Origin of the sequence: Sulfitobacter aestuarii (genome assembly GCF_042685005.1) — a bacterium.
Lineage (GTDB): Bacteria > Pseudomonadota > Alphaproteobacteria > Rhodobacterales > Rhodobacteraceae > Sulfitobacter > Sulfitobacter aestuarii.
The window spans coordinates 1-14,717 of sequence record NZ_JBHUMP010000021.1; the positions used below are offsets into that span (position 1 = coordinate 1).

Annotated in this window: 12 protein-coding genes; 5 read left to right on the top strand and 7 right to left on the bottom strand. The window is 64.1% G+C overall.

Going from position 1 to position 14,717, the window contains the following annotated elements; all coding sequences use genetic code 11:
- The first annotated feature begins 523 nt into the window (after nucleotides 1-523).
- Together ACFSUD_RS17050 and ilvN are read left to right on the top strand one after the other, a co-directional pair.
- A complete protein-coding gene (locus ACFSUD_RS17050; RefSeq protein ID WP_386375714.1) occupies nucleotides 524-2,275 on the top strand; it encodes an acetolactate synthase 3 large subunit in 1,752 nt (583 codons plus the stop codon).
- Nucleotides 2,276-2,344: 69 nt separating this feature from the next.
- Nucleotides 2,345-2,905, top strand: coding sequence for an acetolactate synthase small subunit (gene ilvN, locus ACFSUD_RS17055; protein WP_386375715.1), 561 nt, complete (start codon nucleotides 2,345-2,347; stop codon nucleotides 2,903-2,905).
- Nucleotides 2,906-2,926: 21 nt separating this feature from the next.
- Here the strand turns inward: ilvN and ACFSUD_RS17060 are convergent, their stop codons facing one another.
- Nucleotides 2,927-3,274, bottom strand: a complete 348-nt coding sequence (locus tag ACFSUD_RS17060; protein WP_386375716.1) for a hypothetical protein — start codon at nucleotides 3,272-3,274, stop codon at nucleotides 2,927-2,929.
- Nucleotides 3,275-3,527: 253 nt separating this feature from the next.
- On the opposite strand from ACFSUD_RS17060, the gene ACFSUD_RS17065 reads away from it, so the two are divergent.
- On the top strand, nucleotides 3,528-4,286 hold the full coding sequence (locus ACFSUD_RS17065) for a helix-turn-helix domain-containing protein (RefSeq protein ID WP_386375717.1): 759 nt from the start codon (nucleotides 3,528-3,530) through the stop codon (nucleotides 4,284-4,286).
- 4 nt (nucleotides 4,287-4,290) lie between these two features.
- Here the strand turns inward: ACFSUD_RS17065 and ACFSUD_RS17070 are convergent, their stop codons facing one another.
- From ACFSUD_RS17070 to ACFSUD_RS17090, 5 genes are all read right to left on the bottom strand, one after another.
- Nucleotides 4,291-5,700 carry an amidase gene (locus ACFSUD_RS17070; RefSeq protein ID WP_386375718.1) on the bottom strand — a complete coding sequence of 470 codons (1,410 nt, stop codon included), beginning with the start codon at nucleotides 5,698-5,700 and terminating at the stop codon, nucleotides 4,291-4,293.
- Between the two features lie 122 nt (nucleotides 5,701-5,822).
- Entirely contained in the window at nucleotides 5,823-6,947 is a 1,125-nt protein-coding gene (gene prfB, locus ACFSUD_RS17075; protein WP_386375719.1) for a peptide chain release factor 2, read from the bottom strand.
- 111 nt (nucleotides 6,948-7,058) lie between these two features.
- A complete protein-coding gene (locus tag ACFSUD_RS17080; RefSeq protein ID WP_386375720.1) occupies nucleotides 7,059-9,629 on the bottom strand; it encodes a penicillin-binding protein 1A in 2,571 nt (856 codons plus the stop codon).
- A gap of 128 nt (nucleotides 9,630-9,757) precedes the next feature.
- Nucleotides 9,758-10,975, bottom strand: a complete 1,218-nt coding sequence (locus tag ACFSUD_RS17085; protein WP_386375721.1) for an N-acetylmuramoyl-L-alanine amidase — start codon at nucleotides 10,973-10,975, stop codon at nucleotides 9,758-9,760.
- A gap of 59 nt (nucleotides 10,976-11,034) precedes the next feature.
- Nucleotides 11,035-12,177, bottom strand: coding sequence for a pyridoxal phosphate-dependent aminotransferase (locus ACFSUD_RS17090; protein WP_386375722.1), 1,143 nt, complete (start codon nucleotides 12,175-12,177; stop codon nucleotides 11,035-11,037).
- A 102-nt stretch (nucleotides 12,178-12,279) separates the two neighbouring features.
- Here ACFSUD_RS17090 and ACFSUD_RS17095 point away from each other — a divergent pair, with 102 nt between their 5' ends.
- On the top strand, nucleotides 12,280-13,059 hold the full coding sequence (locus ACFSUD_RS17095) for a DsbA family protein (protein ID WP_386375723.1): 780 nt from the start codon (nucleotides 12,280-12,282) through the stop codon (nucleotides 13,057-13,059).
- Nucleotides 13,060-13,064: 5 nt separating this feature from the next.
- Nucleotides 13,065-13,559 (top strand): disulfide bond formation protein DsbA, encoded by a 495-nt coding sequence (locus tag ACFSUD_RS17100; protein ID WP_386375724.1) that lies wholly within the window; start codon nucleotides 13,065-13,067, stop codon nucleotides 13,557-13,559.
- A gap of 19 nt (nucleotides 13,560-13,578) precedes the next feature.
- Here the strand turns inward: ACFSUD_RS17100 and ispG are convergent, their stop codons facing one another.
- Nucleotides 13,579-14,706: a flavodoxin-dependent (E)-4-hydroxy-3-methylbut-2-enyl-diphosphate synthase gene (gene ispG / locus ACFSUD_RS17105; protein ID WP_386375725.1), complete on the bottom strand. Its 1,128-nt coding sequence runs from the start codon at nucleotides 14,704-14,706 to the stop codon at nucleotides 13,579-13,581.
- Nucleotides 14,707-14,717 lie beyond the last annotated feature (11 nt).

Below are 14,717 nucleotides of genomic sequence, written 5' to 3' on the forward strand. Positions count from 1 at the left end.
ACTCTTCACTGACGAGGAATGCTACAACTTCTTCAAGGCTGCTGGATATGAAACCGATTGAACGCAACACGCTCTAAAATACCTTCGGGGGAGTTTGAGGGGGCGGACAGCCCCCTCATGGTCGAGATCACCCACATAATTCGCGACAAGTAACGATGTCATCCAGTGCCGCGGCGCCCCTTCGCGCGGAATCCCTGGCACCAAACCTCGGGAATCCCCGCCAGATGCCCCTAAATATTTGCAATAATGTCTCCCCCAATCATCCCCGCGCAACAAAATGTCGAAAAAATCCAGTCGAGAGACATAAATTCCTCTCCATTGACGGTTGACGCCCCATTCGCCTGACCATAATGTCCCGAAATGTCGTAAAGGAGCCTCGGGCAATGACCAGCCTAGTCGTCATCGTAGGAATTTCGCGCATGGGCCGGTAACGGATACCCTCTTTCCACCCATGCGCCCCCGTCAAAACCGGGGGCTTTTTTATGCGCAGCACGTCACAACAGATGCCTCACGGAGCAAACACATGACCCGCCAAATGACCGGAGCGAAAATGATCGTTCAAGCCCTGATCGATCAGGGCGTCGATACCGTATTCGGATATCCCGGCGGCGCGGTCCTGCCGATCTATGACGAGGTGTTCCAGCAAAACAGCATCAAACACGTGCTGGTGCGCCACGAACAGGGCGCGGTCCATGCCGCGGAAGGCTATGCCCGTTCGACCGGCAAGCCCGGCGTGGTGCTGGTGACCTCCGGTCCCGGCGCGACCAACGCGGTGACCGGCCTCACCGACGCGCTGCTCGATTCCATCCCGCTGGTGGTGCTGACCGGCCAGGTCCCGACTTTCATGATCGGCTCGGATGCCTTCCAGGAAGCCGACACCGTGGGCATCACCCGGCCCTGTACCAAGCACAATTGGCTGGTCAAGGAGACCGACAGCCTCAGCGACGTGCTGCACGAGGCTTTCCACGTCGCCACCCACGGCCGCCCCGGGCCGGTGCTGGTCGATATCCCCAAGGACGTGCAATTCGCCACCGGCGCCTATACGCCGCCGAAGCCCTCGACCTCGCATTACCAGCCCCGCGTCAAGGGTGACATGGCCGAGATCACCGAGCTGGTCGCCGCCATCGAGACCGCCAAACGGCCGGTCTTCTATACCGGCGGCGGGGTGATCAACTCCGGCCCCGGCGCGTCGCAATTGCTGCGCGAACTGGTCGATGCCACCGGTTTTCCCATCACCTCGACCTTGATGGGCCTTGGCGCCTATCCGGCCTCCGGGGAAAAATGGATCGGTATGCTGGGCATGCACGGGCTTTATGAGGCCAATATGGCGATGCATGGCTGCGACCTGATGATCAACATCGGCGCGCGCTTTGACGACCGGATCACCGGCGTGATCGACAGTTTCAGCCCGAAAAGCACCAAGGCCCATATCGACATCGATCCGTCCTCGATCAACAAGGTGATCCGCATCGACATTCCGATCGTCGGCGATGTCGGCCATGTGCTCGAGGACCTGCTCAAGATCTGGAAATCCCGCGGCCGCAAGACCGATGGCGCGGCGCTGGCGAAATGGTGGCGGCAGATCGAGGAATGGCGCGCCGTCGATTGCCTGAAATTCGAACAGAAAGGCAGCGTGATCAAGCCGCAGCACGCGCTGGCCAGGCTCGAGGCGCTGACCAAGTCCCATGACCGCTACATCACCACCGAGGTCGGCCAGCACCAGATGTGGGCGGCGCAATATCTCGGTTTCGAGGATCCCAACCGCTGGATGACCTCGGGCGGCCTTGGCACCATGGGCTATGGGTTCCCGGCCTCCATCGGCGTGCAGATGGCGCATCCCGAAGCGCTGGTGATCAATGTCGCCGGCGAAGCTTCCTGGCTGATGAACATGCAGGAAATGGGCACGGCGATGCAGTACAACCTGCCGGTCAAGCAGTTCATCCTCAACAACGAGCGCCTCGGCATGGTGCGCCAATGGCAGGAATTGCTGCATGGCGAGCGCTATTCGCAGAGCTGGTCCGAGGCATTGCCCGACTTCGTGAAACTGGCCGAGGCCTTCGGCGCCAAGGGCATCCAGTGTTCCGATCCCGACCGGCTCGACGATGCGATCATGGAAATGATCGAATATCCCGGCCCGGTGATCTTCGATTGCCTGGTAGAGAAACACGAGAATTGCTTCCCGATGATCCCGAGCGGCAAGGCGCATAACGAAATGCTGCTCGGTGCGGCCGAGACCCAGGGCGTGATCGACGCCAAGGGCTCGGTATTGGTTTAACCCGTTTTTTCGCAAGAACGGACCGGAATTTGCGAAAATTCCGCAGCGTGACGACAGAAAGGGACAGCAATGTCAGCCCTGAAGATCAAGAAAGGCTCCACGTCGCATTCGGCCTATAACCTGCGGCCGAATTTCTCCGACGTGATCGAGCGCCATACCCTCGCCGTGCTGGTGGAGAACGAACCCGGCGTGCTGGCGCGGGTCATCGGCCTGTTCTCCGGTCGCGGCTACAATATCGACAGCCTGACCGTGGCGGAGGTCGATCACACCGGCCATCTCAGCCGCATCACCATCGTCACCTCGGGCACGCCGCAGGTAATCGAGCAGATCAAGGCGCAGCTCGGGCGTATCGTCACGGTACATGACGTGCACGACCTGACGGTCGAGGGCGCCAGCGTGGAGCGTGAACTGGCGATGTTCAAGGTCTCGGGCACCGGCGACAAGCGGGTCGAGGCGCTGCGCCTCGCTGATATCTTCCGCGCCAATGTCGTGGACAGCACGCTGGAAAGCTTCATCTTCGAGATCACCGGCGCACCGGAGAAGATCGATGCCTTCGCCGATCTGATGCGCCCGCTCGGGCTCAGCGAAGTTGCCCGCACCGGCGTCGCGGCCCTGCCCCGCGGCGACTGAGCCGCCCATCGCAGGATCTGATCAACGCGTCGCCCCGGCGGCGCGTTTCTGCTTTCCGGCAAAAGGCAGGACCATCGGCGCGGGCTCCGGCATCTCCTGTGACGCCAATGCCTCCCGCGCGCGCAGCACCTCGGGAAGATCGCGGAACACCTGCCCGCCGACCAGCTTCGGATCACGGGCCCGGCGCAGCCGCTGCTCGGTCTCGACTTCGAATTCCACGAGATCTCCGGGACTGAATTCCAGCGTCGCCTGTCCGGTTTCCGCGTCGCCCTCATAAAAGGCAAGATCGCCATGATCTTCGCACCAAAATACCGCTTTTCCAGCCGACAAATCGCTCCAGAGAACCACACCGTACATAAATTCACTCACAAAATTTCGATTAACACCTTGCTAACAAGTTGAAAGGGACTAAGAACACCCTTATCGATGCAACTCAGGCTTGTATCTTGTGTCACCGCTACCAGTTTAATGGCACTATTCCGCGTCAATACTGACGCCGAATAGCGTCAATTCATCCCGTCGGACAATTCCGAACCCAACATTTTCTTTTTGATCGGAACGGCCAGTTTCATTGATGAATAAATTTGACCATCCCATGCTCTCCCCGGCAGAAACACGCAGAATGTTTGGCAGAAACCTGCGCCTGCTGAGCCGGGATTACCCTTCGGTCTCCGACTTGTCCCGCCGGTTGGGCATCAATCGCACCCAGTTCAACCGTTACGTCTCGGGCGAAAGCTTCCCCCGCCCCGATGTGCTGGCCCGGATCTGCCGCTTCTTCGATGTCGATGCGCGCATCCTGCTCGAACCGCTGGAAGAGATCGCGGGATTCAGGGATCCGATCTCCGGCCGCTTCCTGCGCGATTTCATCGGCGCCGGGGCCCGCTATGTTCCCACAGCGGATTTTCCAAGCGGCTTCTACCGCCTGTCCCGGCGCAGCTTCGCGAATCCGGAGCGCTTCAATCTTGGCCTCGTCCATATCCGCCGCGACGGCACCAACACCTATCTGCGCGGCTATGACTGCGCCGAGGTCATGCAGCTGCAGGGTCTGGAGAACACACCACGGCTGCGCGAGTTTCGCGGTGTCGTCACCCAGCAGGACGGCGGCATCGCGATCATCTCCTCGCGCCGCGACACGTTCGCCTGTTCGTTCAAATATCTCAGCCGCGTCGCCTCGGTGGAGAATAATTTCTGGCTCGGCTATATCACCCGCACGATCCCGGAAAACCTCGGCGGCCTGCGCGCCACCCGGCTGGCCTTCGAACATCTCGGCAATGATCTGGCAAACGTGCTGGCGGTCGCGCGCGGCACCGGGCTCTGCGACGCCGCGGAACTGCCGCCCTTTCACCGTCGCCTGCTGCGTCCCGAGGTCGGCTTCTCCTGAGCGGCTAGAGCGGCGGCGGGCGGCGCTGCGGCCAGTCGGTCATCTCGTGCCAGCGCGCGGCGAGCCGCAGCAGCAGCGCATCCGACCCGCGCGGGCCGATCATCTGCAGCCCCGCAGGCAGCCCCTCCGCGCCGAACCCGGCGGGCAGGTTGACCACCGGCAGCCCGATCAGGCTTGCCGGAGTGACCACCTGCATCCAGCGATGATAGCTGTCCATCTCGCGCCCGGCGATCTGCTCGGGATGCACCTCCTCGACGGCGAAGGGCCAGAGCTGCGCCGAGGGAAGCACCAGCGCGTCGAAGGTCTCAAACAGCGCCGCCGCCTTGCGGAACCAGTCCGAACGCTGCATCGAGGCACGCTGTATCGTCATCGCATCGAAACGATAGCCGCGCGCGACCTCCCAGATCGCCGCCTCCTTCAGGAGCGCGCGCCGGGCCGGATCGTCATAGAGCGCCGAAAGACTGCCCGCCACGGCAAAGGAGCGCAGGGTGATCCAGCTTTCCCAGATCGCCTCGGCGGCAAAGGGCGGCGGCGCCGCCATCACGTCACAGCCCAGCCCGCCCATCTGCTCGAGCGCGGCCTCGCTGGAGGCGATGATCCCTTCCGCCATCGGAAACGCGCCGCCCCAATCTCCCAGCCAGCCGAGCTTCAACCCGCCAACCGACCCGCCAATCCGGGGCAGGCAATCGGCCTGGTCGAAACCATGCGGCTGGCGCGGATCGGCCCCACTCATCACGTCGAGCAGCGCCGCAAGATCGGCAGGGCTGCGCGCCATCGGTCCGGCGGTCGCCAGCTGGTGCAGGAACATCTCGCCCTCGGGCTCGCCGGGCACCAGCCCCCAGGTCGGGCGCATGCCATAGACATTGTTCCAGCCCGCCGGATTGCGCAGCGAGCCCATCATGTCCGAGCCATCGGCGACACAGAGCATCCGCGCCGCCAAGGCCGCCGCCGCGCCGCCCGAGGATCCGCCCGCCGAACGGGTCAGGTCATAGGGATTGCGCGTCGCCCCATGCACCGGATTGAACGTATGCGAGCCCAGCCCGAATTCCGGCGTGTTGGTCTTGCCAATGATCAGCGCCCCGGCACGCCGCAACCGGGCCACCAGCAAATCGTCACGCGCCGCCACCTGCCCGGCGAAGACCGGCGAACCCATCGAGGTCGGCAGGCCCTCAGCATTGGCCAGATCCTTGATCGCGATCGGAATGCCATGCAGCCAACCCTGGCGCGGCGCCGCATCGGCCGCCCGCGCCTCGGCCATCAACGCCTCCCCGTCGCGCAGCGACACGATCGCGTTGACCGCCCCGTTCACCGCCGCGATCCGCGCCAGGGTCGCTTCCATCAGCTCCGCCGCGCTTACCTCGCGCGCCGCCAGTGCCGCGCTCAGGTCGAGCGCCTCTCGTTCCAGAATATCCATGACAGGCAGAAAACCCGCGCGGACGGGTCAACGCAAGGCTTCGTTTTTTCTGACGTGAAATACCTCGGGGGTCCGGGGGCAGCGCCCCCGGCTGCGGCCGCGCGTCCCGCCGCCGGACCTTATCAGCCGCCCTGCGCCTCGGCGCGGCTCTTGCCCGACACGGCAAGGGCCAGCGTCGCCCCCATCAGCCCGTCGAGGTCGCCATCGAGCACTCCCTTGGTATCGGAGGTCTCGAAATTGGTACGCAGGTCCTTCACCATCTGGTAGGGCTGCAGCACGTAGGAACGGATCTGGTTGCCCCAGCCTGCCTCCCCCTTGTTCTCATGCGCCTCGTTGATCGCCGCGTTGCGGCGGTCGAGCTCGAGCTGATAGAGCCGCGATTTCAGCGCCTTCATGGCGATATCGCGGTTCTGGTGCTGGGACTTCTCCGAGGAGGTCACCACGATCCCGGTCGGATGGTGGGTGATCCGCACCGCCGAGTCGGTGGTGTTCACATGCTGGCCGCCCGCGCCGGAGGAGCGGTAGGTATCGATGCGGATATCCGAAGGGTTCACGTCGATCTCGATATTGTCATCGACTACCGGATAGACCCAGACCGAGCTGAACGAAGTGTGCCGCTTGGCGGCGGAATCATAGGGGCTGATCCGCACCAGGCGGTGCACGCCGGATTCCGATTTCAGCCAGCCATAGGCATTCTGCCCGCTGATCTTGTAGGTCGCATGCTTGATCCCGGCCTCGTCGCCAGAGCTCTCCGATTGCAGCTCGACCTTGTAGCCCTTCTTCTCCGCCCAGCGGACATACATCCGCGCCAGCATGCTGGCCCAGTCGCAGCTTTCCGTGCCCCCGGCGCCGGCATTGATCTCGAGGAAGGTATCGTTGCCGTCGGCCTCCCCGTCGAGCAGCGCCTCGAGCTCCTTCTGCGCGGCCTTTTCCGCCAGCGCCTTCAGCGCCGCCTCGGCATCGCCGATGACCTCGCTGTCCTCTTCCATCTCGCCCAGTTCGATGAGCTCGATATTGTCGGCCAGCTCCTGCTTGATCTCCTCATAGGTGGTTATCGCATCCACCAGCATCTGCCGCTCGCGCATCAGCTTCTGCGCCGCGTCCGGATTGTCCCAGAGGGTCGGATCCTCGACCCGTGCATTGAATTCCTCGAGACGATGCGGCGCGGTCTCCACATTCAGACGTTGGGCCAGCAAATCCAGGGATTTGCCGATCTGATCTGCGGTATTCTGTGCCTCTGCGCGCATATGCCTGCCTTGAAATGATCTGCGGCTCCCCGGGTTTGGAGAGCCGCCTGTGTGATAGACCAGCCGCGGCACCGCGGCAAGTGGGGCCGGGCCGCGGGAGCCCCTGGCCGTCTAGTAGAGACCGCCCGAGGACAGGGTCCCGAAACCCGCTTTCGGGCCGACCACGGCCTTCTTGCCGGTCGAGGTGGTGACCTGACGGCCGCCGCCGCCACCGACCTCGTCAACCAGCGGCAGGTCGGCGCCCATGGCAAAACCGCCGTCGAAAGTGATGCCGAAGATCGGCTCCTCGCCCTCGCGGAAACATTCGGAGACCACGTTGGCGCCCGACGCCCCGTCGCTGAGCCGCGCGCCGGTGAACCGGTCGATCTTGATGAAACGGCATTGCTCGGGCACCTCGAACTGGCCGCCGCCGTATTTCTTCACCGCCTCGGTCATGAAACGCTGGAACACCGGACCGCACATGCCGCCCCCCGTGGCACCACGTCCCATCGGGCGCGGCTGGTCATAGCCGATGTAGCAGCCGGCGACGATGTTGGAGGTGAAGCCGATGAACCAGACGTCCTTGGCATCATTGGTGGTGCCGGTCTTGCCCGCGGTGGGCACGCCGAGATCGACCGAGCGGCGCGCGGTGCCGCGCTCGACCACGCCGCGCATCATCGAGGTGAGCTGATAGGCGGTCACCGGATCCATCACCCGCTCGCGGTTGGAAATGATCCGCGGCGCGGTGCCGGGGGCAAGCTCGGTGTTCTGGCAATCGTTGCAGATCCGCTCGTCATGCTGATAGACCGTGCGCCCGTAGCGGTCCTGCACCCGGTCGACCAGCGTCGGCTGCACCCGCTCGCCGCCATTGGCGAACATCGCATAGGCCGAGACCATCTGATAGAGCGTGGTCTCCTGGCTGCCGAGCGCATTGGCAAGCACCGGGGAAAGATCGTCATAGACCCCGAAACGCTCCGCATAGGAGCCGACAACATCCATGCCGACCTCCTGGGCCAGACGGATGGTCATCAGGTTGCGCGACTGCTCGATCCCGGTGCGCAAAGGCGTCGGGCCGTAATACCGGTTGGAGGCATTCTTCGGCCGCCAGACCCCTTGCGGCGTGTTGATCTCGATCGGCGCATCGACCACGATCGTCGCCGGGCTGTAGCCTGAATCAAGCGCCGAGGCATAGACGAAGGGCTTGAAGCTCGAACCGGGCTGGCGCTTGGCCTGGGTGGAACGGTTGAACACGCTGGCCTGGTAGGAGAAACCGCCCTGCATCGCCAGCACCCGCCCGGTATCGACGTCCATGGCGACGAAACCGCCCTGCACTTCCGGCACCTGGCGCAATGTCCAGCGGATGAATTCGCCGCTGCCGTCATCGGTCATGCGGCGCACCAGCACCACGTCGCCGACCTCCAGCAGATCGCCCGCAACCTGTGCCTTGCGTCCCAAGCTGGTCTTGCCGCTTTCCTCATCGACGATCAGCTTGCGCGCCCATTGCACGTCCTTGGCGGGGATCCAGTGACCGTCCTCGTCCTCCTCGACATTCTCGATGCCGATCCGCGCGTCGTTCTGGCCGACCTCGAGCACGACCGCAGGATACCACTGGCTTTCCAGATCGATATCGCGGGGCACGCGCACCCCGGCCAGCGCCTCGCGCCAGCTTTGCTCGCTGCCGAGGACCTCGGCAGACAGGTTCTTGCGGGTGCCGCGCCAGATACCGCGGTTGCGGTCATATTGCTCGAGCTCGCGGCGCAGCGCATTAGCGGCGATCGGCTGCATCTCGTTGTCGATCGTGGCGCGTACGGTCAGGCCGCCGGTGAAGAATTCGCCCTCGCCGAAGTCGCGGCTGAGCTGGCGGCGGATCTCGTCGGTGAAGTAATCGCGCGGCGGCAGCTCGGCCTTGAAGCTCTCGAAATCACCGTTCTGCACCGAACGCAGCGGCTGCGCGACCTCGCTCTCATAGGCGGCCTCGTCGATATAGCCGTTCTCCTTCATCTCGCGCAGCACGAAGTTGCGCCGCGCCAGCAGCCGGTCCTTGCGCCGTACCGGGTGATAATCCGACGGGGCCTTGGGCAGCGAGGCGAGGAAGGCCGCCTCGTGCGGGGCGAGTTCCGACAGGGTCTTGTTGAAATAGGTCTGGCTGGCCGCCGCGACGCCATAGGAATTCTGCCCGAGGAAGATCTCGTTGAGATAGAGCTCCAGGATCTTCTCCTTCGGCAGGGTCTCCTCGAGCCGCGCGGCGAGGATGATCTCCTTGATCTTGCGCTCGGCACGGCGGTCGCCGGAAAGCAGGAAGTTCTTCATCACCTGCTGGGTGATTGTCGAGGCGCCGCGCACATCCTGCCCGCGGCTCTTCACCGCGTCGATCGCGGCGGCGGCGATACCGCGCAGGTCATAGCCCTCATGGGTGTAGAAATTCTTGTCCTCGGCGGAGATGAACGCCTGTTTGACGAGATCGGGGATCGTGTTGGCGGGTGCGAAGAGCCGCCGCTCCTTGGCAAATTCGTCGATCAGCCGCCCCTGCCCGGAATAGATCCGGCTGATCGTCGGCGGCGTATATTGCGCCAGCGATTCGTGGCTCGGCAGGTCGCGGCCATAGATCCAGAATACCGCCCCTATGCTGAGCGCCACCATGGCGATGCCCATGGTCAATGTCGTGAAGATAGCGCCCAGAAAAGACAGGATAAATCGGAACAAGATGCAGACCGCCGTATGAGATGTCGATTGGCCCCTCTATAGCGGCTGCCGCCCCTGTCGTCAAAACACATGGCTGTAACGTCAACGCTGCGCCGGATGCCGCGCGCCCTGCCCGTTCGACTGGCGAATTACTGCCGGATCAAGGGTTTGCGCGCCGAGTCTTCGTCGCGCCAGGCGAGCAGCGCCTCGGCCATCGCGCCGACCATCCCGGCCCGCCAGATCGGGTCGCGCAGATTGGCGAGATCCCGCTTCGAGCTGAGGAAACCGACCTCCACCAGTACCGAGGGGATATCGGCGGATTTCAATACCGAGAAACCGGCCTTGCGCAGCGGACGGCGGTTCATCGGTCCGCCCGCGGCGGTCATTGCCTCGACCAGCGTCTGCGCGAGCGCGGTTGAGCGCGGCTCGGTCTCCTGACGGGCCAGATCGAGCAGGATTCCCGCCACCTGGTCGTCCGAGCCGGTCAGATCGGCCCCGGCGATGATGTCGCTGCGGTTATGGCGTGCGGCGAGATGCGCGGTCGCGGCATCGCTGGCCTCGTCCGAAAGCGCATAGATCGTCGCGCCGTTGGCGCCTCCCTGATCAAGACTGTCGGCATGGAGCGAGATAAACACGTCGCCCTCGGCCTGATGCGCCAGCGCCACGCGGGTTTCGAGCGCCACGAAGATATCGTCATCGCGGGTCAGCACCACCTCGACCCCGGCACGCAGCAACGCATCGCGCAGCGCGCGGGCGAAACTCAGCATCAAATCCTTTTCCGCCACGCCCTCGCGCTCGGCGCCCGGGTCAATCCCGCCGTGCCCGGCGTCCAGCACCACCACGAAACGCTCCTCCCCCGGGGCCGCCTTGCGCGGTGGCGCGGTCAGCGCCACGGTCCAGTCGGGATCGCGCGGCGTGCCAGCCGCGGCGGCGAATTCTTCGGCATCGACGGGTTTGAGGTCGATCTCCAGCATCGCGCCACTGCCGTCCTCGGCGACCGGCATCCCGATTTCCTGCGGCAGCATCGGCTCGGCCAGGTCGGCCACCAGCCGCGACCAGCCGGGCTGGAAGGCACCGAAACGCACGGCGCGGACCCGGCCCGGCTCGGCCAGCAGATCGCCGGCCGCGATCCCGGTCCAGTCGGCCTCGCGGAAATCCACCACGAGCCGCGCCGGTTCATCGAGCAAGAACACCCGGAACGGCACGCCCTGGCTCAGCGCGATGCGCAGCGAACTGCGCCCGAACCAGTGATCGCTGATCCGGCTTTCCTGCGCATCGACCCGCGCCAGCGCCGTCAGGTCCTGCGCGAAAACACCCTGCACGCCGAGCGCCAATGCGCCCGCAATCCCCAAAATGACCTGTCTCACTGCTCTGCCCGTCCTGTTTTCCCCGCTTCTAGCATTGAAGCGGCAAGGCGGGAAGCGTCCTAGCGGGCCTTCATATAGGCTTCGAGCCGCGCCAGCCCTTCCGCGATGTCGGCTGTGCTGCGGGCATAGGAGAAACGCAAGGTACCGTGGCCGCGCAACGGATCGAAATCGAGCCCCGGCGTCACCGCGACCCCGGCCTTGTCAAGAATATCGGCGGCCAGCGCACGGCTGTCATCGGTGATCGCCGAGACGTCGGCATAGACATAGAAGGCACCGTCGGGCGGTGCGATCTCGGTGAAACCGGCCCTTGGCAATCCCTCGAGCATCATCGTGCGATTGGCGCGATAGACATCCATGTTCGCTTCGAGCTCCGCCTCGCAATCCATTGCCGCCAGTGCCGCGACCTGGCTGGCATGGGGGGCGCAGATGAACATGTTCTGCGCGATCCGCTCGACCACGCGGACCTGATCCTCGGGCACCACCATCCAGCCGACACGCCACCCGGTCATCGAGAAATACTTGGAAAAGGAATTGATCACATAGCACTCATCGCTGACCTCCAGCGCCGTGACCGCCTTCTTCTCGTATTCGATTCCGTGATAGATCTCGTCCGAAATGAACGACGCGCCGCTGTCATGGCAGGCCCCGATCAGCGCGCTCATCGCAGCGTGATCAAGCATTGTGCCGGTCGGGTTGGCCGGTGAGGCGACCAGCAGCCCGGCAAGATCGAGCAAGGCGAAATCCTCCGGCACCGGCTGATAGCGGTTTTCCGGGCGGGTCGGCAGATCGACCGGCTGCAAGGCCAGCGCCCTGAGGATCTGTCGATAGCTCGGATAGCCCGGGGCGCCGATGCCGACCTTGTCGCCGCTGTCGAAGAGGGAGGTGAAGGCGAGCAGGAAACCGCCGGAGGAGCCCGGCGTGATCACCACCCGGGCCGGGTCGAGATCGACATTGTACCATTCGCCATACATTCGCGCGATCCGCTCCCGCAGCGCAGGCAGGCCAAGCGCCACGGTATAGCCCAAAGGCCCGTCTGCCATGGCTTTTGCCAGTGCCTCGGTCGCGGCCCTGGGGGCGCCGGTGCCGGGCTGACCCACCTCCATATGGATGATATGGCGCCCGGCTTCTTCGGCAGCGGCGGCGGCTTGCATCACATCCATCACGATAAAGGGATCAACGGCGGACCGGGTTGAATTGCGCATGGGCTTGCTCCTAGTGTCGGCATATGCTTTCACCGCGTCCTGAAGCTGGCGTCAAGTCCGGCGCCAAAACCGTTTTGAAACCCGCATTCGAAAGTGAGATCCATGTCCAGACGCCTGTCCGCTCCCGTCCTCGCCACCGGCCTGGCTCTCGGCCTCACCTCCGGCTTCGGCCTGACCACCCCTTCGGTGGCGCAGGCGATGGACCTGACCGAGCTGACGGATGCCGAGCGGGCCCAGTTCCGGGCCGAGGTTCGCTCCTATCTCATGGACAATCCCGAAGTGATCATGGAAGCGGTCGATCAGCTGCAGCGTCGCGAGGCCGAGGCGCAGGCGGAGGCGGATCACAGCCTCGTCAGCGACAATCAGGAGGCGATCTTCAACGACGGCTATTCCTGGGTCGGCGGCAATCCCGAGGGCGACATCACCCTGGTCGAATTCCTCGACTACCGCTGCGGCTATTGCAAGAAAGCCCATGAAGAGGTTGCCAAACTGCTCGAGACGGATGGCAATATCCGGCTGATCGTCAAGGAATTCCCGATCCTCGGTGAACAATCCATGCTGGCGTCGCGCTTCGCGGTCGCGACCAAGCAGGTATCCGGGGATGATAGCTACAGGGCATTGAACGATGCGTTGATGGCCTTCAACGGCGACATCACGATGGAGAGCCTGCGCCGTCTGGCCAAGACCTTCGGCCTCGATTTCGACGCCATTGCGGCGAAGATGGACAGCGAGGCGGTCACGCGGGAGATTACCGAGACCCGCGAACTCGCGCAGCGGCTGCGGATTTCCGGCACGCCCACCTTCGTGATGCAGGGCGAGATGCTGCGCGGCTATCTACCCTATGACCAGATGCGCGACCTGGTGGACGAAAAGCGCGGGTAAGGACGATGCTGCCCCGGATCTGCACGGCCGCGTTGCTTGGACTGCTGCCGGGGCTCGCTTTTGCCGGGACGGATTTCGGCAATCTGAGCGCGGCAGAACGCGAAGCCTTCGGCAGGGAGCTGCGCGCCGCCCTGCTCGCGGAGCCGGAGATCGTCGCGAAGGCGCTCGAGGAGCCGAACCCGGTGCGCGACGCGTTTCGCCAGAATGTCGAGGATGACCTGGCGGTGCTGGCCCGGCTGGCACCGCGGCTGCTGGACGGTCACGATATCGCGCTCTTTACGGCAAAGGATTGCCCGGACTGCCAGCGCGCTGTCAAGGAATTGCAAGACTTAACAGAGGCTTTGGGGGTGAGTTTCATCCTGCATGATCTCGACGATCCGGAAATCGCGGCGCTGGCGGCGGAGCTGGGGCTGAGCGAGGCGCCCTTCTACGTGCTGCCCCGCATGATCTTGCGCGGGCAGATGCCCGCGGTGGTGTTGAACCGCTATCTCAACCAGTGACCCCGGCGCGCGGCGCGCTCTATTCGGCCGCGTCCCTGGCCTCTGCCGCCTCGATCTCGGCGGCACGTTTCTCGACCTGCTCGACGATATGCTCGATCATGCCCTCGTTGCCGAGCTTGTGGCTCTGCTTGCCCGCCAGATAGACCATGCCCGAGCCCGCCCCGCCGCCGGTGAACCCGACATCGGTCATCAGCGCCTCGCCCGGCCCGTTGACCACACAGCCGATGATGCTGAGGCTCATCGGGGTCTTGATATGTTCCAGCCGCTCTTCCAGCGCCTCGACGGTCTTGATCACGTCGAATCCCTGACGCGCGCAGGACGGGCAGGAGATGATGTTGACGCCGCGATGACGCAGGCCGAGCGACTTGAGGATCTCGTAGCCGACCTTGACCTCTTCCACCGGATCGGCGGAGAGGCTGACGCGGATCGTGTCGCCGATGCCCATCCACAGCAGGTTCCCGAGACCGATGGCGGATTTGATCGTCCCGGAGGTCAGCCCGCCCGCCTCCGTGATGCCAAGGTGAATTGGCGCATCGGTGGCCTCGGCCAGCTGCTGATACGCGGCGGCGGCCATGAACACGTCAGAGGCCTTGCAGCTGATCTTGAACTCGTGAAAATCGTTGTCCTGCAGGATCTTGATGTGATCGAGCCCGCTTTCGACCATCGCATCCGGGCAAGGGTCGCCGTACTTCTCCAGCAGATGCCGCTCCAGCGAGCCGGCGTTGACGCCGATGCGGATCGAGCAATCATGATCGCGCGCCGCCTTGATCACCTCGCGCACGCGTTTCTCGTCGCCGATATTGCCCGGATTGATCCGCAGACAGGCTGCCCCGGCCTCGGCCGCCTCGATGCCGCGCCGGTAATGGAAATGTATATCTGCGACGATCGGCACCGAAACCTCGGGCACGATCTGCTTCAGCGCCCGGGCGCTGTCCTCGTCCGGCACGGAGACCCGCACGATATCGGCCCCGACATCTGCTGCCGCCTGGATCTGGGCGATGGTGCCCCTCACGTCGGTGGTCAGCGTGTTGGTCATGGTCTGCACGGTGATCGGCGCATCGCCCCCCACCGGCACGTTGCCGACCATGATCTGACGCGACTTGCGCCGGTAGATATTGCGCCAGGGACGGATATGGTTGAGCGACATGAAACACCTGT

Excerpts from the sequence above, each read along its gene's own strand:
- ACFSUD_RS17050 (WP_386375714.1), top strand. The coding sequence starts at position 524 with ATGACCCGCCAAATGACCGGAGCGAAAATGATCGTTCAAGCCCTGATC.
- ilvN (WP_386375715.1), top strand. The coding sequence starts at position 2,345 with ATGTCAGCCCTGAAGATCAAGAAAGGCTCCACGTCGCATTCGGCCTAT.
- ACFSUD_RS17065 (WP_386375717.1), top strand. The coding sequence starts at position 3,528 with ATGTTTGGCAGAAACCTGCGCCTGCTGAGCCGGGATTACCCTTCGGTC.
- ACFSUD_RS17070 (WP_386375718.1), bottom strand. The coding sequence starts at position 5,700 with ATGGATATTCTGGAACGAGAGGCGCTCGACCTGAGCGCGGCACTGGCG.
- prfB (WP_386375719.1), bottom strand. The coding sequence starts at position 6,947 with ATGCGCGCAGAGGCACAGAATACCGCAGATCAGATCGGCAAATCCCTG.
- ACFSUD_RS17090 (WP_386375722.1), bottom strand. The coding sequence starts at position 12,177 with ATGCGCAATTCAACCCGGTCCGCCGTTGATCCCTTTATCGTGATGGAT.
- ACFSUD_RS17095 (WP_386375723.1), top strand. The coding sequence starts at position 12,280 with ATGTCCAGACGCCTGTCCGCTCCCGTCCTCGCCACCGGCCTGGCTCTC.
- ACFSUD_RS17100 (WP_386375724.1), top strand. The coding sequence starts at position 13,065 with ATGCTGCCCCGGATCTGCACGGCCGCGTTGCTTGGACTGCTGCCGGGG.
- ispG (WP_386375725.1), bottom strand. The coding sequence starts at position 14,706 with ATGTCGCTCAACCATATCCGTCCCTGGCGCAATATCTACCGGCGCAAG.